The sequence below is a fragment of the Streptomyces sp. NPDC002698 genome (genome assembly GCF_042888945.1).
Lineage (GTDB): Bacteria > Actinomycetota > Actinomycetes > Streptomycetales > Streptomycetaceae > Streptomyces.
In genome coordinates this window covers 392329-416742 of sequence record NZ_JBIAQM010000003.1, presented here as the reverse complement: position 1 = coordinate 416742, position 24414 = coordinate 392329, and the positions used below count along the sequence as shown (strand labels likewise).

23 protein-coding genes are annotated in these 24414 nt (G+C 69.7%); 19 read left to right on the top strand and 4 right to left on the bottom strand.

From position 1 onward, the window contains the following. The first annotated feature begins 200 nt into the window (after positions 1-200). From ACFYW9_RS06650 to ACFYW9_RS06640, 3 genes are all read left to right on the top strand, one after another. On the top strand, positions 201-938 hold the full coding sequence (locus ACFYW9_RS06650; protein WP_351863091.1) for an A24 family peptidase: 738 nt from the start codon (positions 201-203) through the stop codon (positions 936-938). A 195-nt stretch (positions 939-1133) separates the two neighbouring features. Next, positions 1134-2333, top strand: a complete 1200-nt coding sequence (gene mqnC, locus ACFYW9_RS06645) for a cyclic dehypoxanthinyl futalosine synthase (RefSeq protein WP_389145570.1) — start codon at positions 1134-1136, stop codon at positions 2331-2333. Positions 2334-2340: 7 nt separating this feature from the next. Beyond that, a complete protein-coding gene (locus tag ACFYW9_RS06640; RefSeq protein WP_389145567.1) occupies positions 2341-2940 on the top strand; it encodes a hypothetical protein in 600 nt (199 codons plus the stop codon). A gap of 20 nt (positions 2941-2960) precedes the next feature. On the opposite strand, the gene ACFYW9_RS06635 is transcribed toward ACFYW9_RS06640, so the two are convergent. Beyond that, complete coding sequence (locus tag ACFYW9_RS06635) at positions 2961-4004, bottom strand: chitinase (RefSeq protein WP_389145564.1); 1044 nt, start codon at positions 4002-4004, stop codon at positions 2961-2963. A 348-nt stretch (positions 4005-4352) separates the two neighbouring features. Here ACFYW9_RS06635 and ACFYW9_RS06630 point away from each other — a divergent pair, with 348 nt between their 5' ends. From ACFYW9_RS06630 to ACFYW9_RS06615, 4 genes are all read left to right on the top strand, one after another. Further along, positions 4353-4802 (top strand): hypothetical protein, encoded by a 450-nt coding sequence (locus ACFYW9_RS06630; protein ID WP_389145561.1) that lies wholly within the window; start codon positions 4353-4355, stop codon positions 4800-4802. Between the two features lie 19 nt (positions 4803-4821). Then, positions 4822-7152, top strand: a complete 2331-nt coding sequence (locus tag ACFYW9_RS06625) for a bifunctional polysaccharide deacetylase/glycosyltransferase family 2 protein (RefSeq protein ID WP_389145558.1) — start codon at positions 4822-4824, stop codon at positions 7150-7152. After that, positions 7153-8571: an acyltransferase gene (locus ACFYW9_RS06620; RefSeq protein ID WP_389145555.1), complete on the top strand. Its 1419-nt coding sequence runs from the start codon at positions 7153-7155 to the stop codon at positions 8569-8571. A gap of 196 nt (positions 8572-8767) precedes the next feature. Beyond that, positions 8768-9463: a demethylmenaquinone methyltransferase gene (locus ACFYW9_RS06615; RefSeq protein ID WP_389145552.1), complete on the top strand. Its 696-nt coding sequence runs from the start codon at positions 8768-8770 to the stop codon at positions 9461-9463. Positions 9464-9505: 42 nt separating this feature from the next. Here the strand turns inward: ACFYW9_RS06615 and ACFYW9_RS06610 are convergent, their stop codons facing one another. Together ACFYW9_RS06610 and ACFYW9_RS06605 are read right to left on the bottom strand one after the other, a co-directional pair. Next, on the bottom strand, positions 9506-9838 hold the full coding sequence (locus ACFYW9_RS06610; protein WP_326786167.1) for a PASTA domain-containing protein: 333 nt from the start codon (positions 9836-9838) through the stop codon (positions 9506-9508). Between the two features lie 81 nt (positions 9839-9919). Continuing rightward, complete coding sequence (locus ACFYW9_RS06605; protein ID WP_326786166.1) at positions 9920-10426, bottom strand: GNAT family N-acetyltransferase; 507 nt, start codon at positions 10424-10426, stop codon at positions 9920-9922. Positions 10427-10525: 99 nt separating this feature from the next. Between ACFYW9_RS06605 and ACFYW9_RS06600 the strand changes: the two genes are divergently transcribed. Next, a complete protein-coding gene (locus tag ACFYW9_RS06600) occupies positions 10526-11827 on the top strand; it encodes a geranylgeranyl reductase family protein (RefSeq protein ID WP_387298052.1) in 1302 nt (433 codons plus the stop codon). A gap of 229 nt (positions 11828-12056) precedes the next feature. On the opposite strand, the gene ACFYW9_RS06595 is transcribed toward ACFYW9_RS06600, so the two are convergent. Continuing rightward, on the bottom strand, positions 12057-12890 hold the full coding sequence (locus ACFYW9_RS06595) for a C40 family peptidase (protein WP_351863099.1): 834 nt from the start codon (positions 12888-12890) through the stop codon (positions 12057-12059). 724 nt (positions 12891-13614) lie between these two features. Between ACFYW9_RS06595 and ACFYW9_RS06590 the strand changes: the two genes are divergently transcribed. From ACFYW9_RS06590 to nuoK, 11 genes are read left to right on the top strand one after another with little or no spacing between them, the layout of a single operon-like run. Further along, entirely contained in the window at positions 13615-13974 is a 360-nt protein-coding gene (locus ACFYW9_RS06590; RefSeq protein ID WP_037627175.1) for an NADH-quinone oxidoreductase subunit A, read from the top strand. A 13-nt stretch (positions 13975-13987) separates the two neighbouring features. After that, the gene (locus ACFYW9_RS06585; protein ID WP_003998928.1) at positions 13988-14542 is read left to right on the top strand and encodes an NADH-quinone oxidoreductase subunit B family protein; all 555 of its coding nucleotides are present in this window, start codon (positions 13988-13990) and stop codon (positions 14540-14542) included. Next, on the top strand, positions 14539-15279 hold the full coding sequence (locus ACFYW9_RS06580; RefSeq protein WP_326786163.1) for an NADH-quinone oxidoreductase subunit C: 741 nt from the start codon (positions 14539-14541) through the stop codon (positions 15277-15279). The genes ACFYW9_RS06585 and ACFYW9_RS06580 overlap by 4 nt, the downstream gene beginning before the upstream one ends. Then, a complete protein-coding gene (locus ACFYW9_RS06575) occupies positions 15276-16616 on the top strand; it encodes an NADH-quinone oxidoreductase subunit D (RefSeq protein ID WP_351863100.1) in 1341 nt (446 codons plus the stop codon). The genes ACFYW9_RS06580 and ACFYW9_RS06575 overlap by 4 nt, the downstream gene beginning before the upstream one ends. After that, entirely contained in the window at positions 16613-17455 is an 843-nt protein-coding gene (gene nuoE / locus ACFYW9_RS06570) for an NADH-quinone oxidoreductase subunit NuoE (RefSeq protein WP_351863101.1), read from the top strand. Before ACFYW9_RS06575 ends, nuoE begins: the two co-directional genes overlap by 4 nt. Then, positions 17452-18804: an NADH-quinone oxidoreductase subunit NuoF gene (gene nuoF / locus ACFYW9_RS06565; RefSeq protein ID WP_351863103.1), complete on the top strand. Its 1353-nt coding sequence runs from the start codon at positions 17452-17454 to the stop codon at positions 18802-18804. The genes nuoE and nuoF overlap by 4 nt, the downstream gene beginning before the upstream one ends. Further along, positions 18801-21305, top strand: coding sequence for an NADH-quinone oxidoreductase subunit G (locus ACFYW9_RS06560; RefSeq protein WP_389145541.1), 2505 nt, complete (start codon positions 18801-18803; stop codon positions 21303-21305). Before nuoF ends, ACFYW9_RS06560 begins: the two co-directional genes overlap by 4 nt. Next, positions 21302-22681 carry an NADH-quinone oxidoreductase subunit NuoH gene (gene nuoH / locus ACFYW9_RS06555; protein ID WP_328670824.1) on the top strand — a complete coding sequence of 460 codons (1380 nt, stop codon included), beginning with the start codon at positions 21302-21304 and terminating at the stop codon, positions 22679-22681. Before ACFYW9_RS06560 ends, nuoH begins: the two co-directional genes overlap by 4 nt. Next, positions 22674-23303, top strand: coding sequence for an NADH-quinone oxidoreductase subunit NuoI (nuoI, locus tag ACFYW9_RS06550; RefSeq protein WP_351863109.1), 630 nt, complete (start codon positions 22674-22676; stop codon positions 23301-23303). Before nuoH ends, nuoI begins: the two co-directional genes overlap by 8 nt. Next, positions 23300-24118, top strand: a complete 819-nt coding sequence (locus ACFYW9_RS06545; RefSeq protein ID WP_389145536.1) for an NADH-quinone oxidoreductase subunit J — start codon at positions 23300-23302, stop codon at positions 24116-24118. The genes nuoI and ACFYW9_RS06545 overlap by 4 nt, the downstream gene beginning before the upstream one ends. Continuing rightward, positions 24115-24414 (top strand): NADH-quinone oxidoreductase subunit NuoK, encoded by a 300-nt coding sequence (gene nuoK, locus ACFYW9_RS06540; protein WP_103548331.1) that lies wholly within the window; start codon positions 24115-24117, stop codon positions 24412-24414. The genes ACFYW9_RS06545 and nuoK overlap by 4 nt, the downstream gene beginning before the upstream one ends.

The following is a 24414-nucleotide window of genomic DNA, read 5'->3' as shown; positions in this document are numbered from 1 at the left end:
AACCGGCACCGGTCGCCGGTGGAGCGCGTACCGGCGCCGACAAGATCGGCACCTGCTGCCGGTGGAGCGAGTGCCGGCCGTCGGCGAACCCGCGCCGACGACCGGCCGTACCCGTACCGGCCGCCTGCAACCGACGGCCGTGAGGCGGGCGTCGTGACCGTCGCCGCGGTTGTCGTACCGGACTCATCCTGGGGGAACGCGTGGATCTCGACCTCTGGCTCGTCGTCGTCGCCGCACTCTGGGGTGCGGCGGCGGGGCTCCTGGTGCCCCGGCCCGCGTACCGCTTCGCCGTCGACCCCGACGAACCGTGGCGGGACCGCTGTCCCGAAGGGCAGCCGATCACCGGGGCCGCGCGCGGATGGCTGGGGCTCGCCCGTTCGCCGGGCGGAACCCGTTACGGCCCCGGCGTCCTCCTCGTCGCGCCGGTCACCGCCCTGCTCTGCGCCGGGCTCGCCGCCGCGACCGGTACGCGTCCGGAGCTGGGCGTCTGGCTGCTGCTCACGCCGCTCGGCGTCCTGCTCGCCGTGGTGGACTTCCGGGTGCAGCGGCTGCCGGACGCGCTGACCCTGCCGCTCGCGGCGGCGGCGCTCGTGCTGCTCGGGGCGGCCGCGGTGCTGCCCGAGCACGCGGGGGACTGGCCGACCGCGCTGTTCGGGGCGCTCGCGCTCGGGGGCGGGTACTTCGTGCTCTTCCTCGTCAACCCGAACGGCATGGGCTTCGGCGACGTGAAACTCGCCCTCGGTCTCGGCGCGGTGCTCGGCTGGTACGGGTGGAGCGTGGTCGTCCTCGGGACCTTCGCCGGGTTCCTGTTCGGCGGGCTGTACGGGGCGGTGCTGGTGATCGCGCGGCGCGCGGGGCGCAAGACGTCGATCCCGTTCGGCCCCTTCCTGATCGCGGGGGCGTACGTGGGGCTGCTGATCGGGGCTTACGCGGCCTGACGCCGGCCGGAGCGGTCGGTTCGCGCGGCCGGAGCCGCACGGCCGAACGGCCGAACGGCCCCGGCGTGCCGGGCCGGTCGGGTGGGCCCGACCTCGGTCGGCGCGTCGGGCCGGCGGGCCTGACGTCGGCCGCTGCGGCGGGCTGGCGTAGGGTGGTCGGGTCTGTCCACAACCCTTACGAAAGGGACGCTCCCGGTGATCGAGAAGGCCGACCTTCAGTCCGTGCTGGACCGTGCCGCCGAGGGTGGGCGGATCACTCCGGAAGAGGCGCTCGTCCTCTACCGCGACGCCCCGCTGCACGCGCTCGGCGCGGCCGCCGACGCCGTACGCCGCCGCAGGTACGCGGGTACCGAGCACATCGCGACGTACATCATCGAGCGCAACATCAACTACACGAACGTGTGCGTCACGGCGTGCAAGTTCTGCGCGTTCTACGCGGCCCCCAAGGACACCGCCAAGGGCTGGACGCGCGACCTCGACGACATCCTGCGCCGCTGTGCCGAGACCGTCGAACTGGGCGGCACCCAGATCATGTTCCAGGGCGGGCACCACCCGGACTACGGCGTCGAGTACTACGAGAAGCACTTCGCCGCGATCAAGGGCGCCTACCCCGAGCTGGTCATCCACTCCCTCGGCGCGTCCGAGGTCGAGCACATGGCCCGTATCTCCAAGGTGAGCGTGGAGGAGGCCGTCCAGCGGATCCACGCGGCCGGTCTCGACTCGTTCGCGGGCGCCGGCGCCGAACTGCTCCCCGCCCGCCCGCGCAAGGCGATCGCCCCGCTCAAGGAGTCCGGCGAGCGCTGGCTGGAGATCATGGAGATCGCGCACGGTCTGGGCGTCGAGTCGACGTCCACCATGCTGATGGGCACCGGCGAGACCAACGCCGAGCGCATCGAGCACCTGCGGATGATCCGCGACGTACAGGACCGGACGGGCGGCTTCCGCGCGTTCATCCCGTACACCTACCAGCCCGAGAACAACCACCTGAAGGGCCGCACGCAGGCGACGCTCTTCGAGTACCTGCGGATGATCGCGATCGCCCGTCTCTTCCTGGACAACGTCGCCCACATCCAGGGCTCCTGGCTGACCACCGGCAAGGAGGTCGGCCAGCTCTCCCTGCACTACGGCGCGGACGACCTCGGCTCGATCATGCTGGAGGAGAACGTCGTCTCCTCCGCCGGCGCCAAGCACCGCTCCAACCGCATGGAGATCATCGACCTGATCCGCAAGGCGGACCGTGTCCCGGCCCAGCGGACCACGACGTACGAGCACATCGTCGTCCACGACGACCCGGCGAACGACCCGGTCGACGAGCGCGTCATGTCCCACATCTCCTCGACGGCGATCGAGGGCGGCACAGCGCACCCCGAGCTGAAGCTGCTGGCCTCCAACTAGCCGCGCCGTGCTGACACTTCACGTAGCCGAGCAGTCGGCCGGGACCTCGGTCCTGGTCGACGGGGCGGTCGTCGCCGCCGTCGGCCCGTACGAGGAACTGGCCGCCGACCGTCCGCTCGCGAAGGTGCGGCGCTGGCCCGGCATCCTGACGCCGGGGCTGCTCAACCCGTACGGCCCGGAGCTCCTGGAAGACATGTACCACCCGGACCCGCGCGAGGCCGAGGGCTTCGGCACCGAGCCCATCGGCGGGGAGCGGGCCAAGCGGATCTTCCGCGCCGATCCCGCGCGCGTCGGCGCGAGCGCGCGGCGCGGGATCCAGCGGTTGCTGGCGCACGGCACGGTGGCGGTGGCCGGGGAGCTGCGGTCGCGAGCCGTGGCCGACGCGGTGCGCAGGGTGGGTCTCGCGGTGGGGCGGCGGCCGGACCGGCTCGCGGGGCCGGCGTCGCTGTCCCCGACCCCGCTGATCATGCTGCCGGGGCTGGCACCGGGCGGTCCCGCCCGGTTCGCCGTGTTCGACGTGGCGGACCGCGCCGAACTGGTCCGGCTCGGTGCGGGAACCTGTGTGGCGACCGTGATCGGCGGGCGGCTGGTGTACCGGAGCCGCTGATCACGGCGCGTGCCGCCGGCTCAGCCCGCGAACGCCTTCGCGAACGCCCCCGCACTCTGCCGCACGCCGCTGCAGTCGGTCGCCGCGTCGCCCGCCGTGGCGCTGCCCTTCTCGCACTGCCGGTCCCGGAACGTCGACCACATCGACACCCAGGCCACCCCCTTCTTCTCGGCGAACTCCCTTACCTGCGCCGCGTCCGAGAGTCCGAACGTCTCGTTGTCCACGTCGTTGACGCCGATCATCGAGGTGAGCGCGAGCCCCTGCCAGGCGTCGGCGGCCGACAGCCCGAACACCTTCTTCAGCTGGTCGTGGGCCGCCTCGGCGGACGTGATCGCGTAGTCGCCCATGTCGTCGGCGTACGAACTGCCGTAGTTCATGGTCATGATGTTGACCGTGGAGACGTCCACCGCGTGGTCGTTGGCGGACTCCAGGAGGGCCAGGCCGTCGGCGTCGAGGCCCGACGGCATCACGGGCAGGGTGAAGGACACCGTCAGTCCGGGACGCTTCTTCTGGAGCAGAGCGATGGCCTCGGAGCGCAGCGCGACCGAGTCGGAGTCGCTCAACTGGGCGCCCTCGACGTCGAAGTCCGCCTGGGTGGAGCCGGCCGCGTCCAGCGCCGCCCCGTAGGCGGCGGCGAGGTCGCTCGCGTTGTCGCACGTCGACGCCAACTCCTTGCCCGAGGCGCCTCCGAACGACACCCGCACCCGTGCGCCGGACTTCTTCAGCGCCGAGACCCGGGACTTCACGGCCGAGTCGCCGATCGCGTACACGCCGTCCCACTCCGGGGTGCAGCCGCCGCCGTCCGAGATCACGAAGGCCAGGTTGTACGTGGTCGGCGACCCCGCCGCGTCGGTGTCGGCGGCGGTCGTGGCGCTCACGTACGGGGCGTACGAGGTGGCCGACGACTTGGTCGTGCCCGGGTTCGGTGACGCCGCCGCGGCCGTCGTCCGTCCGGCTCCCGCGGACGCCGGGTCCGAGGCGCCGCCGCCCCCCGAGGAGCACCCCGCACAGGCCAGGGCCACCACGCAGACGACCCCCGCGGCCGGCCTCAGGAAACTCCGCATTCCGCACGCACCCACTCTCGTGATCTCTTGTGATCTCTCGCGACATCTTGTGACGCCTTGTGATGTCCGTCTCAGGACAGAAACAAACGGCTGTTCCCCGACTGGAAATGTGTCACATCCGGAACGGAATACGGAATGAAGATCGCGAAGGAGAATCGCGAGCGAATATGCCGACAAAGAGGGTGATTCGGGCTCCGGAAGGGTGCATATCTCCCATATTCATCAGGCCTGAGCGGCGCGGGCATTTCTCGATTCTCATAGAGAAAATACAGGTTGGGGCCTCTCTCATGGTTCGTTCATACGGAACTCGGAGTTTCCGACACATAAACGCGTCCTACCGTCTGGGGAATGCAATCCGAGTCCGCCGTCGAAAACCGTGCCCAGGTGCGTGGCCGCCGCCGCAAACGCGGCAGCGGGGCCGAGGCCGGCCCCGTGTTCGTTGACAACTCCGGGCGCCGTGCCCGCCTGCTGAGCAGAGTCGGGATGCTCGTCTGCGTCGTCTGCCTCGGCTACGCCGTCGTGCTCGGCATGGCCTTCATGGGCTGGGGCACCTCGCTGACCCCTTCCTCGCTCCTCCCCTTCGACGGCGGCCGGGCCGGCTCCGCCCCCGACGGGGGCTACGGCGGACCGCGCGCCGGCACCGCCCCGAGCGGCGTGCCGGACGGAGCGCCCACCGGCACCCCTCCGTCGGGTCCGCCCACCGGGTCCACGCCCTCCTCCGCCTCCACGGCGACGGCCGGGGCGTCCTCCACCGCCACGACAACCGCCGGGGCCTCCGCCTCCACCGGCGCCGAGTGACGGGGGCGCACCCACTCCCATGACCACGACGACACCGGCGCGCGGCCGTCGGCGGGCCCCCTCCAAGCTGGAGCGGGCCGCCGGGAAGGCCGCCGCGCTACAGAAACCCCGTGTCATCCTCGCCCTGATGCTCCTGCTGGCGCTCATCAGCGTCATGCTGCTCGACGGCTATCTGCGCTCGGAGATCGGCAACGACGCCCGGGTGCGCGACGGCGCGGCCTACGACAAGGTCCCCCAGAGGATCCTCGACGGCGGCCCCATCCTGACGTTCGCCGCCGGCGCCGCGAAGACGCAGTCCGTTCCGGAGAAGACCATCGTGCTCACCTTCGACGACGGGCCGACCCCCAACTGGACGCCCGAGGTCCTCAAGGTCCTGGAGAACAACGACGTCGACGCCACCTTCTTCATGGTCGGTTCGATGGTCTCCCGCTACCCCGACGTGGTGAAGAAACTGGTGAACCAGGGCAACGAGGTCGGCATCCACACCTTCACCCACGTCGACCTCTCCTACCAGAGCACCGCGCGGCTCCGACGTGAGCTGAAACAGACGCAGTTGGCCCTCGCGGGCGCGGCCGGCATCACCACCACGCTGTTCCGTGCCCCGTACTCGTCGGAGATCAGCGCCGTCGACAACTACAGCTGGCCCGTCTACAAGGAGCTCGGCGGCCTCGGCTACACCAGCGTCTTCGTCGACACCGACAGCGACGACTGGAAGAAGCCGGGCGTCTCGAAGATCGTGCGGTGGGCGACACCGGAGAAGAACCAGGGTGCCATCGTCCTCATGCACGACGCGGGCGGCGACCGCTCGCAGACGGTCGAGGCGCTCGACACGTACATCAAGAAGATGAAGGCGAAGGGCTACACCTTCACCACCGTCAGCGGCGCCCAGGCCGAACTGAACCGGTCGGCGTCCGGGGCCGCACCGGACCAGGGCGCCTCCGCGGCCGCTCCGGACCGGGGCGCGTCCGGGACCGGCGGCACCTCCGCGGGCACCGGTCCGGCGGCGGGTGGCATCGCGAGCGCCGCCGCGCAGGCGGGCCAGCGGAAGGCCGACGGCGCGACCCTCTACGAGGGCAGGGCACTCGTCTACGCCGTGGCGGTCGCCGAATGGGTCGTCCCCGCGCTGTCCTGGTTCCTCGTGGTCGTCGGCGTCGCCGTCATGGGCCGCTTCGGGATGATGCTGATCCTCGCCCGCCGTCACCACCGGCAGCGCAACCGCAACCGCAAACGCGGGGGCGGCCGGGGCGGGAAGTTCAGCTGGGGACCGGAGGTCACCCGGCCGGTGACCGTGATCGTGCCCGCGTACAACGAGAAGGAATGCATCGCCAACACCCTGAAGTCGCTGGCGAGGAGCACGCATCCGATCGAGATCATCGTGGTCGACGACGGCTCCGACGACAACACGTCCGAGATCGCCGAGTCGCTCGGCATGCCGAACGTCCGGGTCATCCGGCAGGAGAACGCCGGCAAGCCCGCGGCCCTCAACAACGGCGTACGCAACGCCCGTCACGACATCGTCGTGATGATGGACGGCGACACCGTCTTCGAGCCGGACGCCGTGCACCAGCTCGTGCAGCCCTTCGCGGACCCGGAGATCGGGGCGGTCGCGGGCAACGCCAAGGTCGGCAACCGCGACACCGTGATCGGCGCCTGGCAGCACATCGAGTACGTGATGGGCTTCAACCTCGACCGCCGCATGTACGACCTGCTGCGCTGCATGCCCACCATCCCCGGCGCGATCGGCGCGTTCCGCCGGGACGCGGTGCTGGGGGTCGGCGGCATGAGCGAGGACACGCTCGCCGAGGACACCGACATCACCATCGCCATGCACCGCGCGGGATGGCGGGTCGTCTACCAGGAGCACGCCAAGGCCTGGACGGAGGCTCCCGGTTCGCTGAAACAGCTCTGGTCGCAGCGCTACCGCTGGTCGTACGGCACCATGCAGGCACTGTGGAAGCACCGCAAGTCCCTGACGGACAAGGGGCCTTCGGGCCGCTTCGGACGCGTGGGCATGCCGCTGGTGGTGCTCTTCCAGATCGTCACGCCGGTCTTCGCGCCACTCATCGACGTGTTCACCCTCTACTCGATGATCTTCGTGGACTTCCGGGCCGCGCTGATCGCCTGGCTGGCCGTCCTGGCGGTCCAACTGGTCTGCGCGGCCTACGCGTTCCGCCTCGACCGGGAGAAGTACCGCTACCTCGCGATGCTCCCGCTCCAGCAACTCGCCTACCGCCAGATGATGTACCTGGTCCTGATCCACTCCTGCGTCACAGCCCTGACCGGCGGGCGGCTCCGCTGGCAGAAGCTCAAGCGCACGGGCGAGGTCGGAACCCCGGCGGGGGTGAGCTAGATGACCTGGGGCGCGGAACAGCAGGGCCAGGGCCAGGGCCAGGGGCAGGGGCAGGGGCAGGGGTACGAGGGCGAGTACGGGTACGGGCACGGCTCCGGGTACGACGGCGGGTACGGCCACGGCCTCGCGCACGGGTACGACGGCGGGTACGCCTACGACCCCGGGCAGGGGCTCCCGTACGCCCAGACCCCGGCGTACGGGCAGCCGACGGCGTACGGGCAGTCGGCTCCGTACGAGGAGCAGTGGCAGTACGTTCCCGAGCCGGAGGGTCCCGTCTTGACGGAGACGGAGACGGAGACGGAGACGGAGACGGAGACGGCGGCGGCGGAGGCCGCGGCGGCCAGGCCGGTCCCGGCCCCGGTCCCTTCCCGCGAGAAGGCAGCGGGGGGCGGACGGGACCGGTACTTCGACGCCCTCCGCGCTGTCGCCCTGGTCCGGGTCGTCACCTATCACACCTTCGGCTGGGCCTGGGCCGGGCTGGTCTTCCCGTCGATGGGCGTGATGTTCGCGCTCGCCGGCACGCTGATGGCCAAGTCCCTGGAGCGCCCCGCCCTCACCGTGGTCCGGAGCCGAATACGGCGCCTGCTGCCGCCGTTCTGGTTCTGGGGCCTCTTCGTCGTGGTGGCGATGCTGATCCACGGCTGGATGCCGGGCTGGCAGATGGTTTTCTGGATCGTCCCGGTCGGCGACCCTCCGGGGAGCCGGTGGGGCGTGCAGGCCTGGGAGATCCTCTGGTACCTGCGCACGTACCTCTGGTTCGTCCTGCTCTCCCCGCCGCTGCTGAAGATCTTCCGCAAGGCCCCGGTACCGGTGCTGCTCCTCTCGCTCGTCCCGGTCCTCGTCCTCCAGTACGGCCCGCACCTCTCGGACGGCCGCCTCGGCAGCGCCCTCACGGACCTCGCCGTCTACCTCTTCTGCTGGCTCGTCGGCTTCGCCCACCGCGAGGGGGTGCTCCAGCGTCTGAAGCCGGCCGCGGTGGTCCTCGCCTCGGCGGCCGCGCTCGCCTACGGCGGCTGGTACGCCCTCGCGCACCGGTCGGAGTACGGCACGTACGACCTCGACGAGATCCCTCTCGCCCAGGCCTTCTGGTCGGCGGGCTTCGTGACGCCGCTGATGTACTTCAAGGCGTACTACGACGTCGACTTCGCCTGGCTGGCCCGCTTCAGGCGGCTCGACCGGGCGGTGACGGTCTTCAACGGGCGGGCGGTGACGATCTACCTCTGGCACGAGATCGCGCTGATCCTGGCCGTCCCGCTGATCGACCAGTTCTGGAAGGTGCCCGCCTTCGAGAAGTGGCTGCCCCTGGAGAGCCAGTGGTTCATGTTCGCCGTCGGCTGGGTGCTGATCTGGATCGCGATCCCTCTGTTCGGCTGGGTCGAGGACGTGGCCGCCCGGAAACGGCCCCGGCTGCTGCCGTAGCGGCCCGAAGGGTGTACCCCGCCCCGGTGGGCCGTGCGCGGACGCGCGGGCGGACACCGGAGCCGTCGGACGGCGCCGTACCCTCCCCGTGGTTCACGGGGGCGGGTGCGGCGCTTTTCCCGTACGCGGGGAACAGAGCCCGACTCCCGGCCGGGCGCCGGAGAACCGTCGGGCCCGTACTGCCACAATGGGGACCGTGACCCGCGCATCCCTGGACAAGCAGCCGCACGAAGTCGCCTCGATGTTCGACGACGTGGCGGAACGGTACGACCTGACGAACGACCTGCTGTCGCTCGGACAGGACCGGGCGTGGCGCAAGGAGGTCGCGAAGGCGGTCGACGCGCGCCCCGCGCAGAAGATCCTGGACCTCGCGGCCGGCACCGCGACCTCGTCCCTCCCCTTCGCCCGCACCGGCGCGTACGTCGTCCCCTGCGACTTCTCCCTCGGGATGCTCCGCGTCGGCAAGCGCAACCACCCCTGGCTGCCGCTGACCGCCGGTGACGCGACCAGGCTGCCCTTCAAGGACGACACCTTCGACGCCGTCACGATCTCCTTCGGACTGCGCAACGTGCAGGACACCGACACCGCGCTCCGCGAGCTGTACCGCGTGACCAAGCCGGGCGGACGCGTCGTGATCTGCGAGTTCTCGCACCCCACCTGGGCGCCGTTCCGTACGGTCTACACCGAGTACCTGATGCGCGCGCTGCCCCCGGTCGCCCGCGCCGCCTCCTCCAACCCCGACGCGTACGTCTATCTCGCCGAGTCCATCCGCGCCTGGCCGACCCAGCCGGAACTGGCCCAGCGGCTGATCGGGGCCGGCTGGTCGAAGGTGGCCTGGCGCAACCTGACGGGCGGCATCGTGGCCCTCCACCGGGGCTACAAGCCGGCCTGACCCCGCTCGGCGTCCGCCCGCCGGGGAACCCGTCCGGGCCTGTTACCTGAGGACCGCGAACGGGTCGCCGGGCAGGTCGAGTTCGCGGCGCAGCCCGCCCGACGGCGGACGGGGCGGACGTGGTTCACGTACTCCGGCGCCGCCCTCCGCGTCCCCCAGGTCGAACCACACCGTGACGACGGCTCCGCGCGGCACCTCGGCGCCGGGCTGCGGAAATTGCCGTACGACGTAGTCGACGACCGTCCGAGGGAAATCGGGCCGGTCGGGCGCGGCGAGCAGAACACCACGCGCCTCTGCCGTCTCACGCGCGTCCACGGCCATCAGGCCGACGAGCCGCGGTACGCGCACTTCGGGTGTCTTGGGTGTTATGCGCACAGACGTCACCCCCAGCGGTACCGGAAGGGTAAGCCTCGCCCGTGCCCTTCCGGAAGCCATGAGGAGACGCGCCGGAATCCGTCACAGGGCCAGCCGGTAGCGGTGGCCCTCCTGCTGCGACGCGGGCAGCGTGAACCGCTCCGCGAGCTCCATGCCGAGCCGTCTCGTCACCGCGATGGAACGGGCGTTGCCCGCGTTGACCATGGCGACGACGTCCGTGACGCCCGCCGCGCGGACCCGCTCCAGCGTGGTCCGCGCCGCCGCCGTGACGTACCCCTTGCCCCAGTGCGCCCGCCCCAGCCGCCAGCCGATCTCGATCTTCCCGGCCGGACCCCAGGCGTGCGGCCACGGCTGCGCGCCGGTGAAGCCCAGTACCTCGTCCCCGGGGCCGACCATCGTCCACAGGCAGAACCCGTACTCCGCGTCGTGCCGCCGCTGGCGGGCCGTGAGCTCCTCGTAGACGGACCGCTCGGCCGCGCGGCCCCCGTGGAACTCCATGACCTCGGGGTCGTCGAAGACCCGGTGCCAGGCGAGAGCGTCCTCGTCGGTGGGAACGCGCAGGCGTACATCGGGGAGAGCTCGGTTCACGGGGCAGCCCTTCAGCCGGGTGATCGGTACCGCTGCATAGACTGCCCATGTCCAGTGCCCGTCGGCACGTTGATTTCGAGTCTTGGGGGAGAACCCGCCGTGACCGAGCCCCAGCCGCTCTCCGAAAACACCGCCGACGTCATCGTCGTCGGGGCCGGGCCAGCCGGTTCGACCACCGCGTACTACCTGGCGAAGGCGGGACTCGACGTCCTGCTCCTGGAGAAGACGGCCTTCCCGCGCGAGAAGGTCTGTGGCGACGGTCTGACCCCGCGCGCCACCAAGCAGCTCGTGTCGATGGGCATCGACATCTCCGAGGAAGCCGGCTGGCTCCGGAACAAGGGTCTGCGCATCATCGGCGGCGGCGTTCGCCTCCAGCTCGACTGGCCGGATCTCGCCTCCTTCCCCGACTACGGACTCGTGCGCAAGCGGGACGATTTCGACGAGCAGCTCGCACGCCAGGCGCAGAAGGCGGGCGCGCGGCTGCACGAGCGCTGCAACGTCGGCGCCCCGATCATCGACGAGCGCACCGGCCGGATCACCGGCGTGCACGCGAAGCTGGGCGACGCCGACTCCAAGGAGAAGCGGGAGGTGACCTTCCACGCCCCCCTGGTGGTCGCGGCCGACGGCAACTCCACCCGTCTCTCCCTCGCGATGGGCCTGCACCGCCGCGAGGACCGCCCGATGGGCGTCGCCGTCCGTACGTACTTCACCTCGCCGCGCCACGACGACGACTACCTGGAGTCGTGGCTGGAGCTGTGGGACCGCCGGGGCGCCGAGGACCGGCTGCTGCCCGGTTACGGGTGGATCTTCGGCATGGGCGACGGCACCTCGAACGTCGGCCTCGGTGTCCTCAACACCTCCGACTCCTTCAAGGAGCTCGACTGGCGCGAGGTCCTGAAGGCCTGGTGCGCCTCGATGCCGGAGGACTGGGGCTACACCCCCGAGAACATGACCGGCCCGATCCGCGGCGCGGCCCTCCCGATGGCCTTCAACCGTCAACCGCACTACACCAAGGGCCTGCTGCTGGTGGGTGACGCCGGCGGTCTGGTGAACCCCTTCAACGGCGAGGGCATCGCCTACGCCATGGAGTCCGGCCAGATCGCCGCCGACGTCATCGTCCAGGCCCACGCGCGTGCCACCCCGGGCCAGCGCGAACTGGCCCTCCAGCGCTACCCGCGTGTCCTCAAGGACACCTACGGCGGCTACTACACCCTCGGCCGCGCCTTCGTGAAGCTCATCGGCAACCCGAAGGTCATGAAGATCGCCACCCAGCGCGGCCTGACCCACCCGATGCTCATGAAGTTCACCCTGAAGATGCTCGCGAACCTCACCGACCCGACGGGCGGCGACGCGATGGACCGCATCATCAACGGCCTCTCGAAGGTCGCCCCGAAGGCCTGACCGCACGCGACCCGCGCGGCCCCCGACGGTCACCTGCCGGACGGGGCCGCCCGGGCGGGTCACCTGCCGGACGGGGCCACCCGGGCGCTCACCCGTCGTACGGGGCCGCCCGGGCGGTCAGCGGGACAGCTCCGGCCGAGCCGGTCCGGAACGGGCTCCCGCCTGCTCCGGAACAGCCCGAAGGACCGCTCCCCGCACAGGAAGCGGTCCTCCGGAAGTCACCCGCGGGTCAGAGCACGCGCACCGCGCCCGTGGCCGGGTAGCCCGAGAGGTCCTGGATCACGACGCCCTTGGAGGGGTTGGCCGCGTCGAGGTACTGCCCGTTACCGATGTACACCCCGACGTGGTACGCCGAACCCGCCGCACCCCAGTACAGAATGTCGCCGACCTGGACATTGGACAGGGAAACCGGCGTACCGGACACCGACTGGTCCTGCGAGACGCGCGGCAGGTCGACGCCGACCTGCTTGAACGCCGCCTGCACCAGACCGGAACAGTCCCACGCGTTGGGTCCGGTGCCGCCCATGACGTACGCGTCGCCGACCTGAGCCTTCAGGAAGGCGACGACGGTCGCGACGCTGCCGCTGGCCGGGGCGGCGACGTTCGTGGACGTGGACGCGCTCGCCGACAGGACGGTCCGCGCCGAGGAACGCGAGACGGCGTCGGCCGCCGCGGCCTTGCGCGCGGCCTCGGCCTTCTTCTTGGCCTCGGCCTTCGTCTTGGCGTCGGCCAGGTCGGCCTTGGCCTGCTTGGCGGCCTTGGCGGCCGCCGCGTCGCGCTCCGCCTGGAGCTGGTAGTCGGCCGCGGCCTGCTGGGTGGCGTCCGCGGACTGGGCGACCTGGTTGGCCAGATCGGCCGTCAGGGTCGGCAGTTCCATGGTCTGCGTCACGGGCTCGGCGGCGCTCGCCGAACCCGCTGCGCCGGCCACTGCCAGGGTGCTGAGGACGCCACCGGCAACTCCGGCGCGCATCGCGAGCGACGGGGCGTTGCGACGGGGCTTCCGGTGGCTTCGTATGTGTGCGGTGTGGGACATGGGTACTAGCGGTACCAGGGGCTCCTCCATACCTTCAAGAAACGTGTGGTGCGCCACAGTTGTTCAATCGATCGCCGAATTCGTCGGCCGTCACTCTTTATTGACGCCGTAACGGGCATTGCGGACACTGTCCACCAGGCCCGTGATCATGTCCTTTCAGTATTACGTCCGAATTGCCCGCCACCTACCACCGGTTGAAGTCGATGGCCAAGCCCGGCTTATCTGACCCATAGGTAGATGTGGCGCAGGTCACGGAACGGTCACCCGGGCCCCCGCGTCCCGCGCGTGACCCCTCCCCGTCGCCACGTCGCCCCCGCTCGTGAACGCGTGCACGTGTCCACATCGGTCCCGTTGGTCCCCCTGAAGTGTGAACGCGGTCCTCTATCAAGGGGGTGCGTCCAACGCGAATTTGCATGCGGCGGAAGTCTCTTGATATGGAGACGACCCCCTGGGCCTGCGGCGATGAGCGAAAATGTCACGTCTGGTGACCGACCTGACGCTTCGCGTGTGAAGATCACTGCTCATCCGACTTCATGATCGTTCGTCAGGTGGTGGAGATCACAAAGCTAAGGCAATACCCCGTGTCGCAGATCACAGACCGCCGGGCATAAGATGCGAGGCAGTTGGGCTTGTGACCTGCTTCACATGTCCGCGATCTTCGCCGGGACGGGTGGGGTTCGCGGTACTGACGAGGCAGGGGTGCAGGCTCGCCGAAACCGCCACCAGTCAGTGCCGACTGAGAGGAGCGAGGAGCGTGAACGCGTATGCGCCGATCCTCGTACTGGGAGCCCTCGGGGCAGGCTTTGCGATCTTCTCCGTGGTCATGGCCACGCTGATCGGTCCGAAGCGGTACAACCGCGCCAAACTCGACGCGTACGAGTGCGGCATCGAGCCGACCCCCACGCCGGTCGGCGGTGGGCGCTTTCCCATCAAGTACTACCTGACGGCGATGCTCTTCATCGTCTTCGACATCGAGATCGTCTTCCTCTACCCCTGGGCCGTCACCTTCGACGCCCTGGGTGTTTTCGGGCTCGTGGAGATGCTGCTCTTCGTGCTCACCGTCTTCGTCGCCTACGCGTACGTATGGCGGCGCGGCGGCCTGGAATGGGACTGAGGGGCCTTTAAGCATGGGACTCGAAGAAAAGCTGCCGAGCGGATTCCTGCTGACGACCGTCGAGCAGGCCGCGGGCTGGGTGCGCAAGGCGTCCGTCTTCCCCGCGACATTCGGACTCGCCTGCTGTGCCATCGAGATGATGACGACCGGCGCCGGGCGTTACGACCTGGCGCGCTTCGGTATGGAGGTCTTCCGCGGGTCGCCCCGCCAGGCCGACCTGATGATCGTGGCCGGCCGGGTGAGCCAGAAGATGGCGCCGGTGCTGCGGCAGGTCTACGACCAGATGCCCAACCCCAAGTGGGTCATCTCCATGGGGGTTTGTGCGTCATCGGGCGGAATGTTCAACAACTACGCCATCGTGCAGGGAGTTGACCACATCGTCCCGGTCGACATCTATTTGCCCGGATGTCCGCCGCGGCCCGAGATGCTGATGGACGCGATTCTCAAGCTCCACCAGAAGATCCAGACCTCCAAGCTCGGCGTGAACGCCGAGGAGGCGGCCCGCGAGGCGGAGGAAGCGGCGCTCAAGGCGCTTCCCACCATCGAGATGAAGGGCCTGCTGCGGTGAGCGACGCGAACGGCAACGGGGTCAACCCTGAGAAGGACCTGAGCGCCTCCAACCTTCCCGGCCAGCGGGGCGACCAGGGCGAGGAGATCCGCGTCCAGCGCGGCATGTTCGGCGCCGACAACGGCGGCGACACCTCCGGCTACGGCGGCCTGGTCCGCTCGATCCGGCTGCCCGGCGCGGCCACCCGCCCCTACGGCGGCTGGTTCGACGAGGTGGCCGACGAGCTGGAGGGCGCTCTGGAGGAACAGGGACTCGTCCCCGAGAACGTCATCGACAAGACGGTCGTCGACCGCGACGAGATCACCTTCCACGTCGAACGCGAGTACCTGCTCCCCGTCGCCCAGACCCTGCGCGACGACCCGGCCCTCCGGTTCGAACTGTGCACCGGCGTCTCCGGCGTCCACCACCCGCAGGACAAGGGCCGCGAGCTGCACGCCGTCTACCACCTGCGCTCGATCACCCACAACCGGCTGATCCGGCTGGAGGTCAGCGCCCCGGACGCGGACCCGCACGTCCCCTCGCTCGTCACCGTGTACCCGACGAACGACTGGCACGAGCGCGAGACGTACGACTTCTTCGGCCTGATCTTCGACGGCCACCCCGCGCTGACGCGGATCATGATGCCGGACGACTGGCAGGGCTTCCCGCAGCGCAAGGACTATCCCCTCGGCGGCATTCCCGTCGAGTACAAGGGCGCCCAGATCCCGGCTCCGGACCAGCGGAGGTCGTACTCATGAGCACGCAGACCCCTTCCGGGGCATCGGCCGCATCGCCCCGCGAGACGACCGAGGGCACCGTATATACGGTCACCGGCGGCGACTGGGACGAGATCGCCCAGTCGGCGGCCAAGTCCGACGACGAGCGCATCATCGTCAACATGGGCCCGCAGCACCCGTCCACCCACGGCGTGCTCCGGCTCATCCTGGAGATCGACGGCGAGACGGTCACCGAGGCCCGCTGCGGCATCGGCTACCTCCACACCGGCATCGAGAAGAACCTCGAGTTCCGCACGTGGACCCAGGGCACCACGTTCGTGACGCGCATGGACTACCTGACGCCGTTCTTCAACGAGACGGCCTACTGTCTCGGCGTCGAGAAGCTCCTCGGGATCACCGACCAGATCCCCGACCGCGCCTCGATCATCCGCGTGCTCCTCATGGAGCTGAACCGACTCTCCTCCCATTTGGTGTGCATCGCCACCGGAGGCATGGAGCTGGGCGCCACCACGATCATGATCTACGGATTCCGTGACCGTGAGCTCATCCTCGACATCTACGAGCTGATCACGGGCCTGCGGATGAACCACGCGTTCATCCGCCCCGGCGGACTCGCCCAGGACCTGCCCCCGGGCGCGGTGGACCAGATCCGCGAGTTCGTGAAGAAGATGACGAAGAACCTTCCCGAGTACGACAAGCTCGCCACCGGGAACCCCATCTTCAAGGCCCGCATGCAGGACGTCGGCTATCTCGACCTGGCCGGCTGCATGGCCCTCGGCGCCACCGGCCCGATCCTGCGGTCGGCCGGCCTGCCGCACGACCTGCGCAAGTCCCAGCCGTACTGCGGCTACGAGACCTACGACTTCGAGGTCCCGACCGCCGACACCTGCGACTCCTACGGGCGCTTCCTGATCCGCCTGGAGGAGATGCGCCAGTCGCTGCGGATCATCGAGCAGTGCCTGGACCGGCTCCAGCCCGGCCCGGTCATGGTCGCCGACAAGAAGATCGCCTGGCCCGCCCAGCTCGCGCTCGGCCCCGACGGTCTCGGCAACTCGCTCGACCACATCAAGAAGATCATGGGCACCTCCATGGAGGCCCTGATCCACCACTTCAAGCTGGTCACCGAGGGTTTCCGCGTGCCGCCGGGACAGGCGTACACGGCGATCGAGTCGCCCAAGGGCGAGCTCGGGGTGCACATCGTCTCCGACGGAGGCACCCGCCCCTACCGGGTCCACTTCCGGGACCCGTCCTTCACCAACCTGCAGGCCATGGCGGCGATGTGCGAAGGCGGCCAGGTCGCCGACGTCATCGTCGCCGTCGCGTCCATCGACCCCGTGATGGGAGGCGTCGACCGGTGACCACCACTCCCGAGGGCGTCAGCCTGGGCATGCCCCAACTGCCCGCGCCCGACTACCCGGCCGACGTCCGGGCCCGGCTGGAGGCGGACGCGCGCGAGATCATCGCCCGCTACCCCGACTCCCGCTCGGCGCTCCTTCCGTTGCTGCATCTCGTGCAGTCGCAGGAGGGCCACGTCACGCGCACGGGACAGCGGTTCTGCGCGGAGGTACTGGGCCTGACGACGGCCGAGGTCGCCGCCGTCGCGACCTTCTACTCGATGTACCGGCGCAAGCCGAGCGGTGACTACCAGGTGGGTGTCTGCACCAACACCCTGTGTGCCGTCATGGGCGGCGACGCCATCTTCGAGGCCCTCCAGGACCACCTGGGCGTCGGCAACGGGGAGACCACCGGGGACGGCAAGGTCACCCTGGAGCACATCGAGTGCAACGCGGCCTGCGACTTCGCGCCGGTCGTGATGGTCAACTGGGAGTTCTTCGACAACCAGACCGTGGACTCGGCCAAGCGGCTCGTCGACGACCTGCGCGCGGGCGTGGACGTCGACCCGACCCGCGGCGCCCGTCTGTGCACGTTCAAGGACACCGCCCGGATCCTGGCGGGCTTCCCCGACGAGCGCGAGGGCGCGGTGGAGGCCGGCGGCAGCGCGGGCCACGCGTCCCTGGTGGGGCTGCGCCTGGCCAAGGGGGAGAGCGCCCCCGCGCGCGTGGTGCATCCGCGAGGCGGAGGAGCGCCTCAGAACCAGCGGCCCGCCGAGCACCCCAGCTCGCACGACGCGCCGCAGGACACGTCGGCCTCCGACCCGTCCCACCCGGCGGGTCCTGTGGCAGAGGAGGGGGAGTGATGACCTTGGCAGCAGAGATCAACGAGACGAGTCCCGAAAAGCTGCTCGCACCCGTGCTGTCGGCCTTCTGGGACGAGGACAGGTCCTGGTCGCTGGACGTCTACCGGAGGCACGAGGGGTACGAGGGCCTGCGCAAGGCGCTCGCCATGTCACCGGACGACCTGATCGCGTACGTCAAGGACTCCGGTCTGCGGGGCCGGGGCGGTGCGGGATTCCCGACCGGAATGAAATGGCAGTTCATTCCCCAGGGAGACGGCAAACCTCACTATCTAGTTGTCAACGCCGACGAATCGGAGCCGGGGACCTGCAAGGACATCCCGCTCCTCTTCGCGAACCCGCACAGCCTCATCGAGGGCATTGTGATCGCGTGCTATGCCATCCGGTCTTCGCATGCCTTCATCTATCTCCGCGGTGAAGTCGTCCCCGTATTGCGGCGGTTGCACGAGGCCGTACGTGAGGCCTACGCGGCGGGCTACCTCGGCGAGAACATCCTGGGCAGCGGACTCGACCTCCAGCTCACCGTGCACGCGGGCGCCGGCGCGTACATCTGCGGTGAGGAGACCGCGCTGCTCGACTCGCTCGAAGGCCGCCGTGGTCAACCGCGGCTCCGTCCCCCTTTCCCTGCCGTCGCGGGCCTCTATGCGTGTCCAACTGTTGTAAATAACGTCGAGTCGATCGCGTCAGTTCCCGCAATTCTCCAAAACGGCAAGGAATGGTTCAGGTCGATGGGAAGCGAGAAGTCCCCGGGCTTCACGCTCTACTCGCTCAGCGGCCACGTCGCCAGCCCCGGCCAGTACGAGGCACCGCTCGGCATCACGCTGCGCCAACTCCTCGACATGAGCGGCGGGATGCGCCCCGGTCACCGGCTGAAGTTCTGGACGCCGGGCGGCTCCTCGACCCCGATGTTCACCGACGAGCATCTCGACGTCCCTCTCGACTACGAAGGAGTGGGCGCCGCGGGTTCCATGCTCGGCACGAAAGCACTCCAGTGCTTCGACGAGACGACCTGCGTCGTCCGCGCCGTCACCCGCTGGACCGAGTTCTACGCCCACGAGTCCTGCGGCAAGTGCACGCCGTGCCGTGAAGGCACGTACTGGCTCGTCCAGTTGCTGCGCGACATCGAGGCCGGCAAGGGCGTCATGTCCGACCTCGACAAACTCAACGACATCGCCGACAACATCAACGGCAAGTCCTTCTGCGCCCTCGGCGACGGTGCCGCCTCGCCGATCTTCTCCTCGCTCAAGTACTTCCGTGAGGAGTACGAGCAGCACATCACGGGCCGCGGCTGCCCCTTCGACCCCGCCCGCTCCACGGTCTGGGCGGACAAGCACACGGAGGTGAACGCATGACAGTGACCACCAGCGCTCCCTCCGGAGGCGGGGAAGCGGCGGTCCCGCCGGAGGATCTCGTCTCGCTGACGATCGACGGCGTCGAGATGAGCGTGCCCAAGGGCACCCTGGTCATCCGGGCCGCCGAACAACTCGGCATCGAGATCCCCCGCTTCTGCGACCACCCGCTCCTCGACCCGGCCGGCGCCTGCCGCCAGTGCATCGTCGAGGTCGAGGGCCAGCGCAAGCCCATGGCGTCCTGCACGATCACCTGTACGGACGGGATGGTCGTCAAGACTCACCTCACCTCTCAGGTGGCCGAGAAGGCGCAGCACGGTGTGATGGAGCTGCTGCTCATCAACCATCCGCTGGACTGCCCGGTCTGCGACAAGGGAGGCGAGTGCCCCCTGCAGAACCAGGCGATGTCGCACGGCAACGCCGAGTCCCGGTTCGAGGGCAAGAAGCGGACCTACGAGAAGCCGGTCCCGATCTCCACACAGGTGCTGCTCGACCGCGAGCGGTGCGTGCTGTGCGCGCGCTGCACCCGCTTCTCCAACCAGATCGCGGGCGACCCCATGATCGAGCTGGTCGAACGGGGCGCGCTCCAGCAGGTCGGCACCGGTGACGGCGACCCGTTCGAGTCGTACTTCTCCGGCAACACGATCCAGATCTGCCCGGTGGGCGCGCTCACGTCGGCGGCGTACCGCTTCCGCTCGCGCCCCTTCGACCTCATCTCCTCGCACTCCGTGTGCGAGCACTGCTCCGGCGGCTGCGCGACGCGCACCGACCACCGGCGCGGCAAGGTCATGCGGCGTCTCGCCGCGCCAGATCCCGAGGTCAACGAGGAATGGGTCTGCGACAAGGGCCGGTTCGGGTTCCGGTACGCGCAGCAGCGCGACCGCCTCGACACCCCCCTGGTGCGCAACGCCGAGGGCGTCCTCGAGCCCGCTTCCTGGCCGGAGGCCCTGGAGGCCGCCGCGCAGGGGCTGACGGCGGCCCGCGGGCGGGCCGGTGTCCTCACCGGCGGACGGCTCACCGTCGAGGACGCCTACGCGTACAGCAAGTTCGCGCGCGTGGCCCTCGACACGAACGACATCGACTTCCGCGCGCGCGTGCACAGCTCCGAGGAGGCCGACTTCCTGGCCGCCCGGGTCGCCGGACGCGGCCGGGATCTCGACGGCACGGGCGTCACGTACACCGTCCTGGAGAAGGCGCCCGCCGTCCTGCTCGCGGGCTTCGAGTCGGAGGAGGAGGCGCCCGGCGTCTTCCTGCGGCTGCGCAAGGCGTGGCGCGGGCACGGACAGAAGACGTTCTCCCTCGCCACGCACGCCACCCGCGGACTGGAGAAGGCGGGCGGCACGCTGCTGCCGGCCGCGCCCGGCACCGAGACCGAGTGGCTGGACGCGCTCGCGAGCGGCGTCGGTCTGGAGGGCGACGGCGCCAGGGCCGCCGAGGCGCTGCGCGCCGAGGGTGCCGTGATCGTCGTCGGTGAGCGGCTGGCCGCCGTGGCGGGAGGGCTGACCGCCGCCGTGCGGACCGCCACCGCCACCGGCGCCCGACTGGTGTGGATCCCGCGCCGGGCCGGGGAACGCGGTGCGATCGAGGCCGGCGCGCTTCCGTCGCTGCTGCCGGGCGGACGCCCGGCCACCGACCCGCGCGCGCGGGACGAGGTCGCGGCCGCATGGGGCGTCTCCGAACTCCCGCACCGCTACGGCCGTGACACCGGCCAGATCGTGGAAGCCGCCGTCGGCGGCGAACTGCGGGCCCTGGTGGTGGCGGGTGTGGAGGTCGCCGACCTTCCCGACCCCACGCGCGCGCGTGCGGCCCTGTCCGAGGTGGGCTTCCTGGTGTCGCTCGAACTGCGGCCCAGCGAGGTCACCGAGCACGCGGACGTCGTCCTCCCGGTCGCCGCGGTCACGGAGAAGGCCGGAAGCTTCCTGAACTGGGAAGGCCGGGTCCGCTCCTTCGAGGCCGCCCTCAAGCCCGACCAGATGACCCGGCGCCTCGCGCCCGCCGACGCGCGCGTCCTGCAGATGCTGGCCGACGCCATGGACGTCCACCTCGGGCTGCCGGACCTGCGCACCACGCGCGGGGAACTCGACCGGCTCGGCGCCTGGGACGGGTCGCGGGCCGCCGAACCCCGGGAGACCGGGGTGCAGATGCCCCGTCCCGCCGCGGGGGAGGCCGTACTGGCCGGGCACCGGATGCTGCTCGACCAGGGGCGCCTCCAGGAGGGCGACGAAGCGCTCGCCGGAACCCGGCACGCCGCACACGCGCGCGTGTCGGCCGCCACCGCCGCCGAGGCGGGCGTCAAGAACGGCGATGTCATCGCCGTGACCGGTCCGGCCGGAGCGGTCGAACTCCCGCTGCAGGTCACCGAGATGCCCGACCGCGTGGTCTGGCTCCCGCTGAACTCGACCGGAGGGGGCGTCGCCTCCGACACCGGGGCGCTGCCCGGCGCACTCGTCCGCATCGGCCCGGCGACGATCGCCGCCGAGGCCCCCAAGGAGGTGGAGGCATGACGCCGTACCTCGCCGCTGAAGACCTCTCGATGTTCGGCCACGACCCCTGGTGGCTGGTCGTCATCAAGGCGGTGTTCTGCTTCGCCTTCCTGATGGTGACCGTGCTCTTCTCCATCGTGTGGGAGCGCAAGGTCGTCGCCTGGATGCAGCTGCGCATCGGCCCCAACCGGCACGGGCCCTGGGGCATGCTCCAGTCGCTCGCCGACGGTGTGAAGCTGATGCTCAAAGAGGACCTGATCGTCAAGCGCGCGGACAAGGTGGTCTACGTCCTCGCGCCGATCGTCGCGGCCATCCCGGCCTTCATGGCGATCGCGGTGATCCCCTTCGGGCCCGCGGACAACGAGATCTCGATCTTCGGGCAGCGCACCACGATGCAGCTCACCGACCTGCCGATCGCGATGCTCTACATCCTCGCGGTGGCCTCGGTGGGCATCTACGGGATCGTGCTCGCCGGCTGGAGCTCCGGATCCACCTATCCGCTGCTGGGCGGTCTGCGCTCCTGCGCCCAGATGATCTCCTACGAGATCGCCATGGGTGCCGCGTTCGCCTCGGTGTTCCTCTACTCCGGGTCGATGTCGACGTCGACGATCGTCGAGCAGCAGCAGGACCGCTGGTACATCGTCCTGCTGCCGGTCTCGTTCCTCATCTACATCGTGACGATGATCGGCGAGACCAACCGGGCCCCCTTCGACATGCCGGAGTCCGAGGGCGACCTCGTCGGCGGCTTCAACACCGAGTACTCGTCGATCAAGTTCGCGCTGTTCATGCTCGCCGAGTACGTGAACATGGTGACGGTCTCGGCCGTGTCGACGACGCTCTTCCTGGGCGGGTGGCGTGCGCCCTGGCCGATCAGCAGCTTCTGGGAGGGCGCCAACCACGGCTGGTGGCCGATGCTCTGGTTCGTGGTGAAGGTGCAGCTCCTGCTGTTCTTCTTCATCTGGCTGCGCGGCACGCTGCCGCGCGTCCGCTACGACCAGCTGATGAAGCTCGGCTGGAAGGTGCTCATCCCGGTCTCCGTGGTCTGGCTGATGCTCGTCGCGACGGTACGGACGCTGCGCAACGAGAACTACGACTTCGCGGACATCGCCCTGTACGTCGGCGGAGGCGTCCTCGTCCTGCTGCTGCTGTCGTTCGTGGCGGACATCTTCCGCGACAAGCAGGGCCAGGAGGGCCAGGAGACGCCCGCCGAGCCCGCCGCTTTCGACCCGATGGCCGGCGGATTCCCCGTGCCCCCGCTGCCCGGCCAGGAGCTGCCGCCGGTACCGCGGCGCCGTCCGCGCCGCGAGCGGGAGCTGATTGTCAGTGGCGGGTCCGATACTGCGAGTGATGGACCGGTCACCGGATCTCGTGACGGAAAGGAGGGGTCCGATGGCTGAGGAGCCGAAGGAGACCAAGCCTGGTTTCCAGAACCCCGTCGCCGGTTTCGGCGTGACCTTCAAGGCCATGTTCAAGAAGCGGCTGACCGAGCAGTACCCGGAAGAGCAGAAGACCACCGCACCGCGGTTCCACGGCCGGCACCAGCTCAACCGCCATCCGGACGGCCTGGAGAAGTGCGTGGGCTGCGAGCTGTGCGCCTGGGCCTGTCCCGCGGACGCCATCTATGTGGAGGGCGCGGACAACACCGAGGAGGAGCGCTACTCCCCGGGTGAGCGCTACGGCCGCGTCTACCAGATCAACTACGCCCGCTGCATCCTGTGCGGCCTGTGCATCGAGGCGTGCCCCACGCGCGCGCTGACGATGACGAACGAGTTCGAGCTCGCGGACAGCAGCCGCGCCAACCTGATCTACACCAAGGAGCAGCTGCTCGCCGGACTCCAGGAAGGCATGGTCGACACACCGCACTCGATCTTCCCGGGCACGGACGAGCAGGACTACTACCGAGGCCTGGTCACCGAGGCGGCACCCGGCACCGAGCGTCAGGTGGCCGTCTCCAAGGGCGAGTTGCACCCCTCGGCGAGTCCGTCGGGCGGGCCCGCCGGAGAGGGGGCGGAGGCATGACCGCCAACCTGGCCGCGTACTCCACCTCCACCGGAGAAGCCGTCCAGTTCTGGGTTCTCGGCACCGTCGCGGTGATCGGCGCCCTGTGCACCGTCTTCATGCGCAAGGCCGTGCACAGCGCGCTGTGCCTCGCCGGAACCATGATCGTCCTGGCGGTGTTCTACCTCGCCAACGGCGCCTACTTCCTGGGCATCGTCCAGGTCGTCGTCTACACCGGCGCGATCATGATGCTGTTCCTCTTCGTCGTCATGCTCGTCGGTGTCACCGCGGCGGACTCGCTGAAGGAGACCATCAAGGGGCAGCGCTGGCTGGCCCTGCTCTGCGGACTCGGCTTCGGCATCCTGCTGTTCGCCGGTATCGGCAACGCGTCCGTCCAGGACTTCGACGGCTTGTCGAAGGCCAACGCGAACGGCAACGTGGAGGGCCTCGCCGCCCTCATCTTCACGAAGTACGTGTTCGCCTTCGAGATCACCGGCGCCCTGCTCATCACGGCCACCATCGGCGCCATGGTGCTCACCCACCGCGAGCGCACCGAGCGCGCCAGGACCCAGCGCGAGCTGTCCGAGCAGCGGGTGCGCGAGGGCAAGCACATCCCGCCGCTGCCGGCTCCGGGTGTCTACGCCCGGCACAACGCGGTGGACATCGCGGGCCTGCTCCCCGACGGCACTCCGTCCGAGCTGACCGTCAGCAAGACGCTGCGCGACCGCGGGCAGATCCGTGACGTGTCGGCCGACGCGCTGAAGGACCTGAAGGCGCTGGAGCAGCGTGCCGAGGAGCGCCTGGAGCGTACGAAGCCGGAGGAGGCGTCCAAGTGAATCCGGTCAACTACCTCTACCTCTCCGCTCTGTTGTTCACGATCGGCGCCACCGGTGTCCTGATCAGACGGAACGCGATCGTGGTGTTCATGTGCATCGAGCTCATGCTCAACGCCTGCAACCTCGCCTTCGTCGTCTTCTCCCGGATGCACGGCAATCTCGACGGCCAGATCATCGCCTTCTTCACGATGGTCGTCGCCGCCGCGGAGGTCGTGGTCGGGCTCGCGATCATCGTGTCGCTGTTCCGTTCCCGCCACTCGGCCTCGGTCGACGACGCCAGCCTGATGAAGCTGTAA

Excerpts from the sequence above, each read along its gene's own strand:
- ACFYW9_RS06635 (WP_389145564.1), bottom strand. The coding sequence starts at position 4,004 with ATGCGGAGTTTCCTGAGGCCGGCCGCGGGGGTCGTCTGCGTGGTGGCC.
- ACFYW9_RS06625 (WP_389145558.1), top strand. The coding sequence starts at position 4,822 with ATGACCACGACGACACCGGCGCGCGGCCGTCGGCGGGCCCCCTCCAAG.
- ACFYW9_RS06575 (WP_351863100.1), top strand. The coding sequence starts at position 15,276 with ATGAGCACGCAGACCCCTTCCGGGGCATCGGCCGCATCGCCCCGCGAG.
- ACFYW9_RS06585 (WP_003998928.1), top strand. The coding sequence starts at position 13,988 with ATGGGACTCGAAGAAAAGCTGCCGAGCGGATTCCTGCTGACGACCGTC.
- ACFYW9_RS06595 (WP_351863099.1), bottom strand. The coding sequence starts at position 12,890 with ATGGAGGAGCCCCTGGTACCGCTAGTACCCATGTCCCACACCGCACAC.
- ACFYW9_RS06630 (WP_389145561.1), top strand. The coding sequence starts at position 4,353 with ATGCAATCCGAGTCCGCCGTCGAAAACCGTGCCCAGGTGCGTGGCCGC.
- ACFYW9_RS06620 (WP_389145555.1), top strand. The coding sequence starts at position 7,153 with ATGACCTGGGGCGCGGAACAGCAGGGCCAGGGCCAGGGCCAGGGGCAG.
- nuoI (WP_351863109.1), top strand. The coding sequence starts at position 22,674 with ATGGCTGAGGAGCCGAAGGAGACCAAGCCTGGTTTCCAGAACCCCGTC.
- ACFYW9_RS06560 (WP_389145541.1), top strand. The coding sequence starts at position 18,801 with ATGACAGTGACCACCAGCGCTCCCTCCGGAGGCGGGGAAGCGGCGGTC.
- ACFYW9_RS06545 (WP_389145536.1), top strand. The coding sequence starts at position 23,300 with ATGACCGCCAACCTGGCCGCGTACTCCACCTCCACCGGAGAAGCCGTC.
- nuoH (WP_328670824.1), top strand. The coding sequence starts at position 21,302 with ATGACGCCGTACCTCGCCGCTGAAGACCTCTCGATGTTCGGCCACGAC.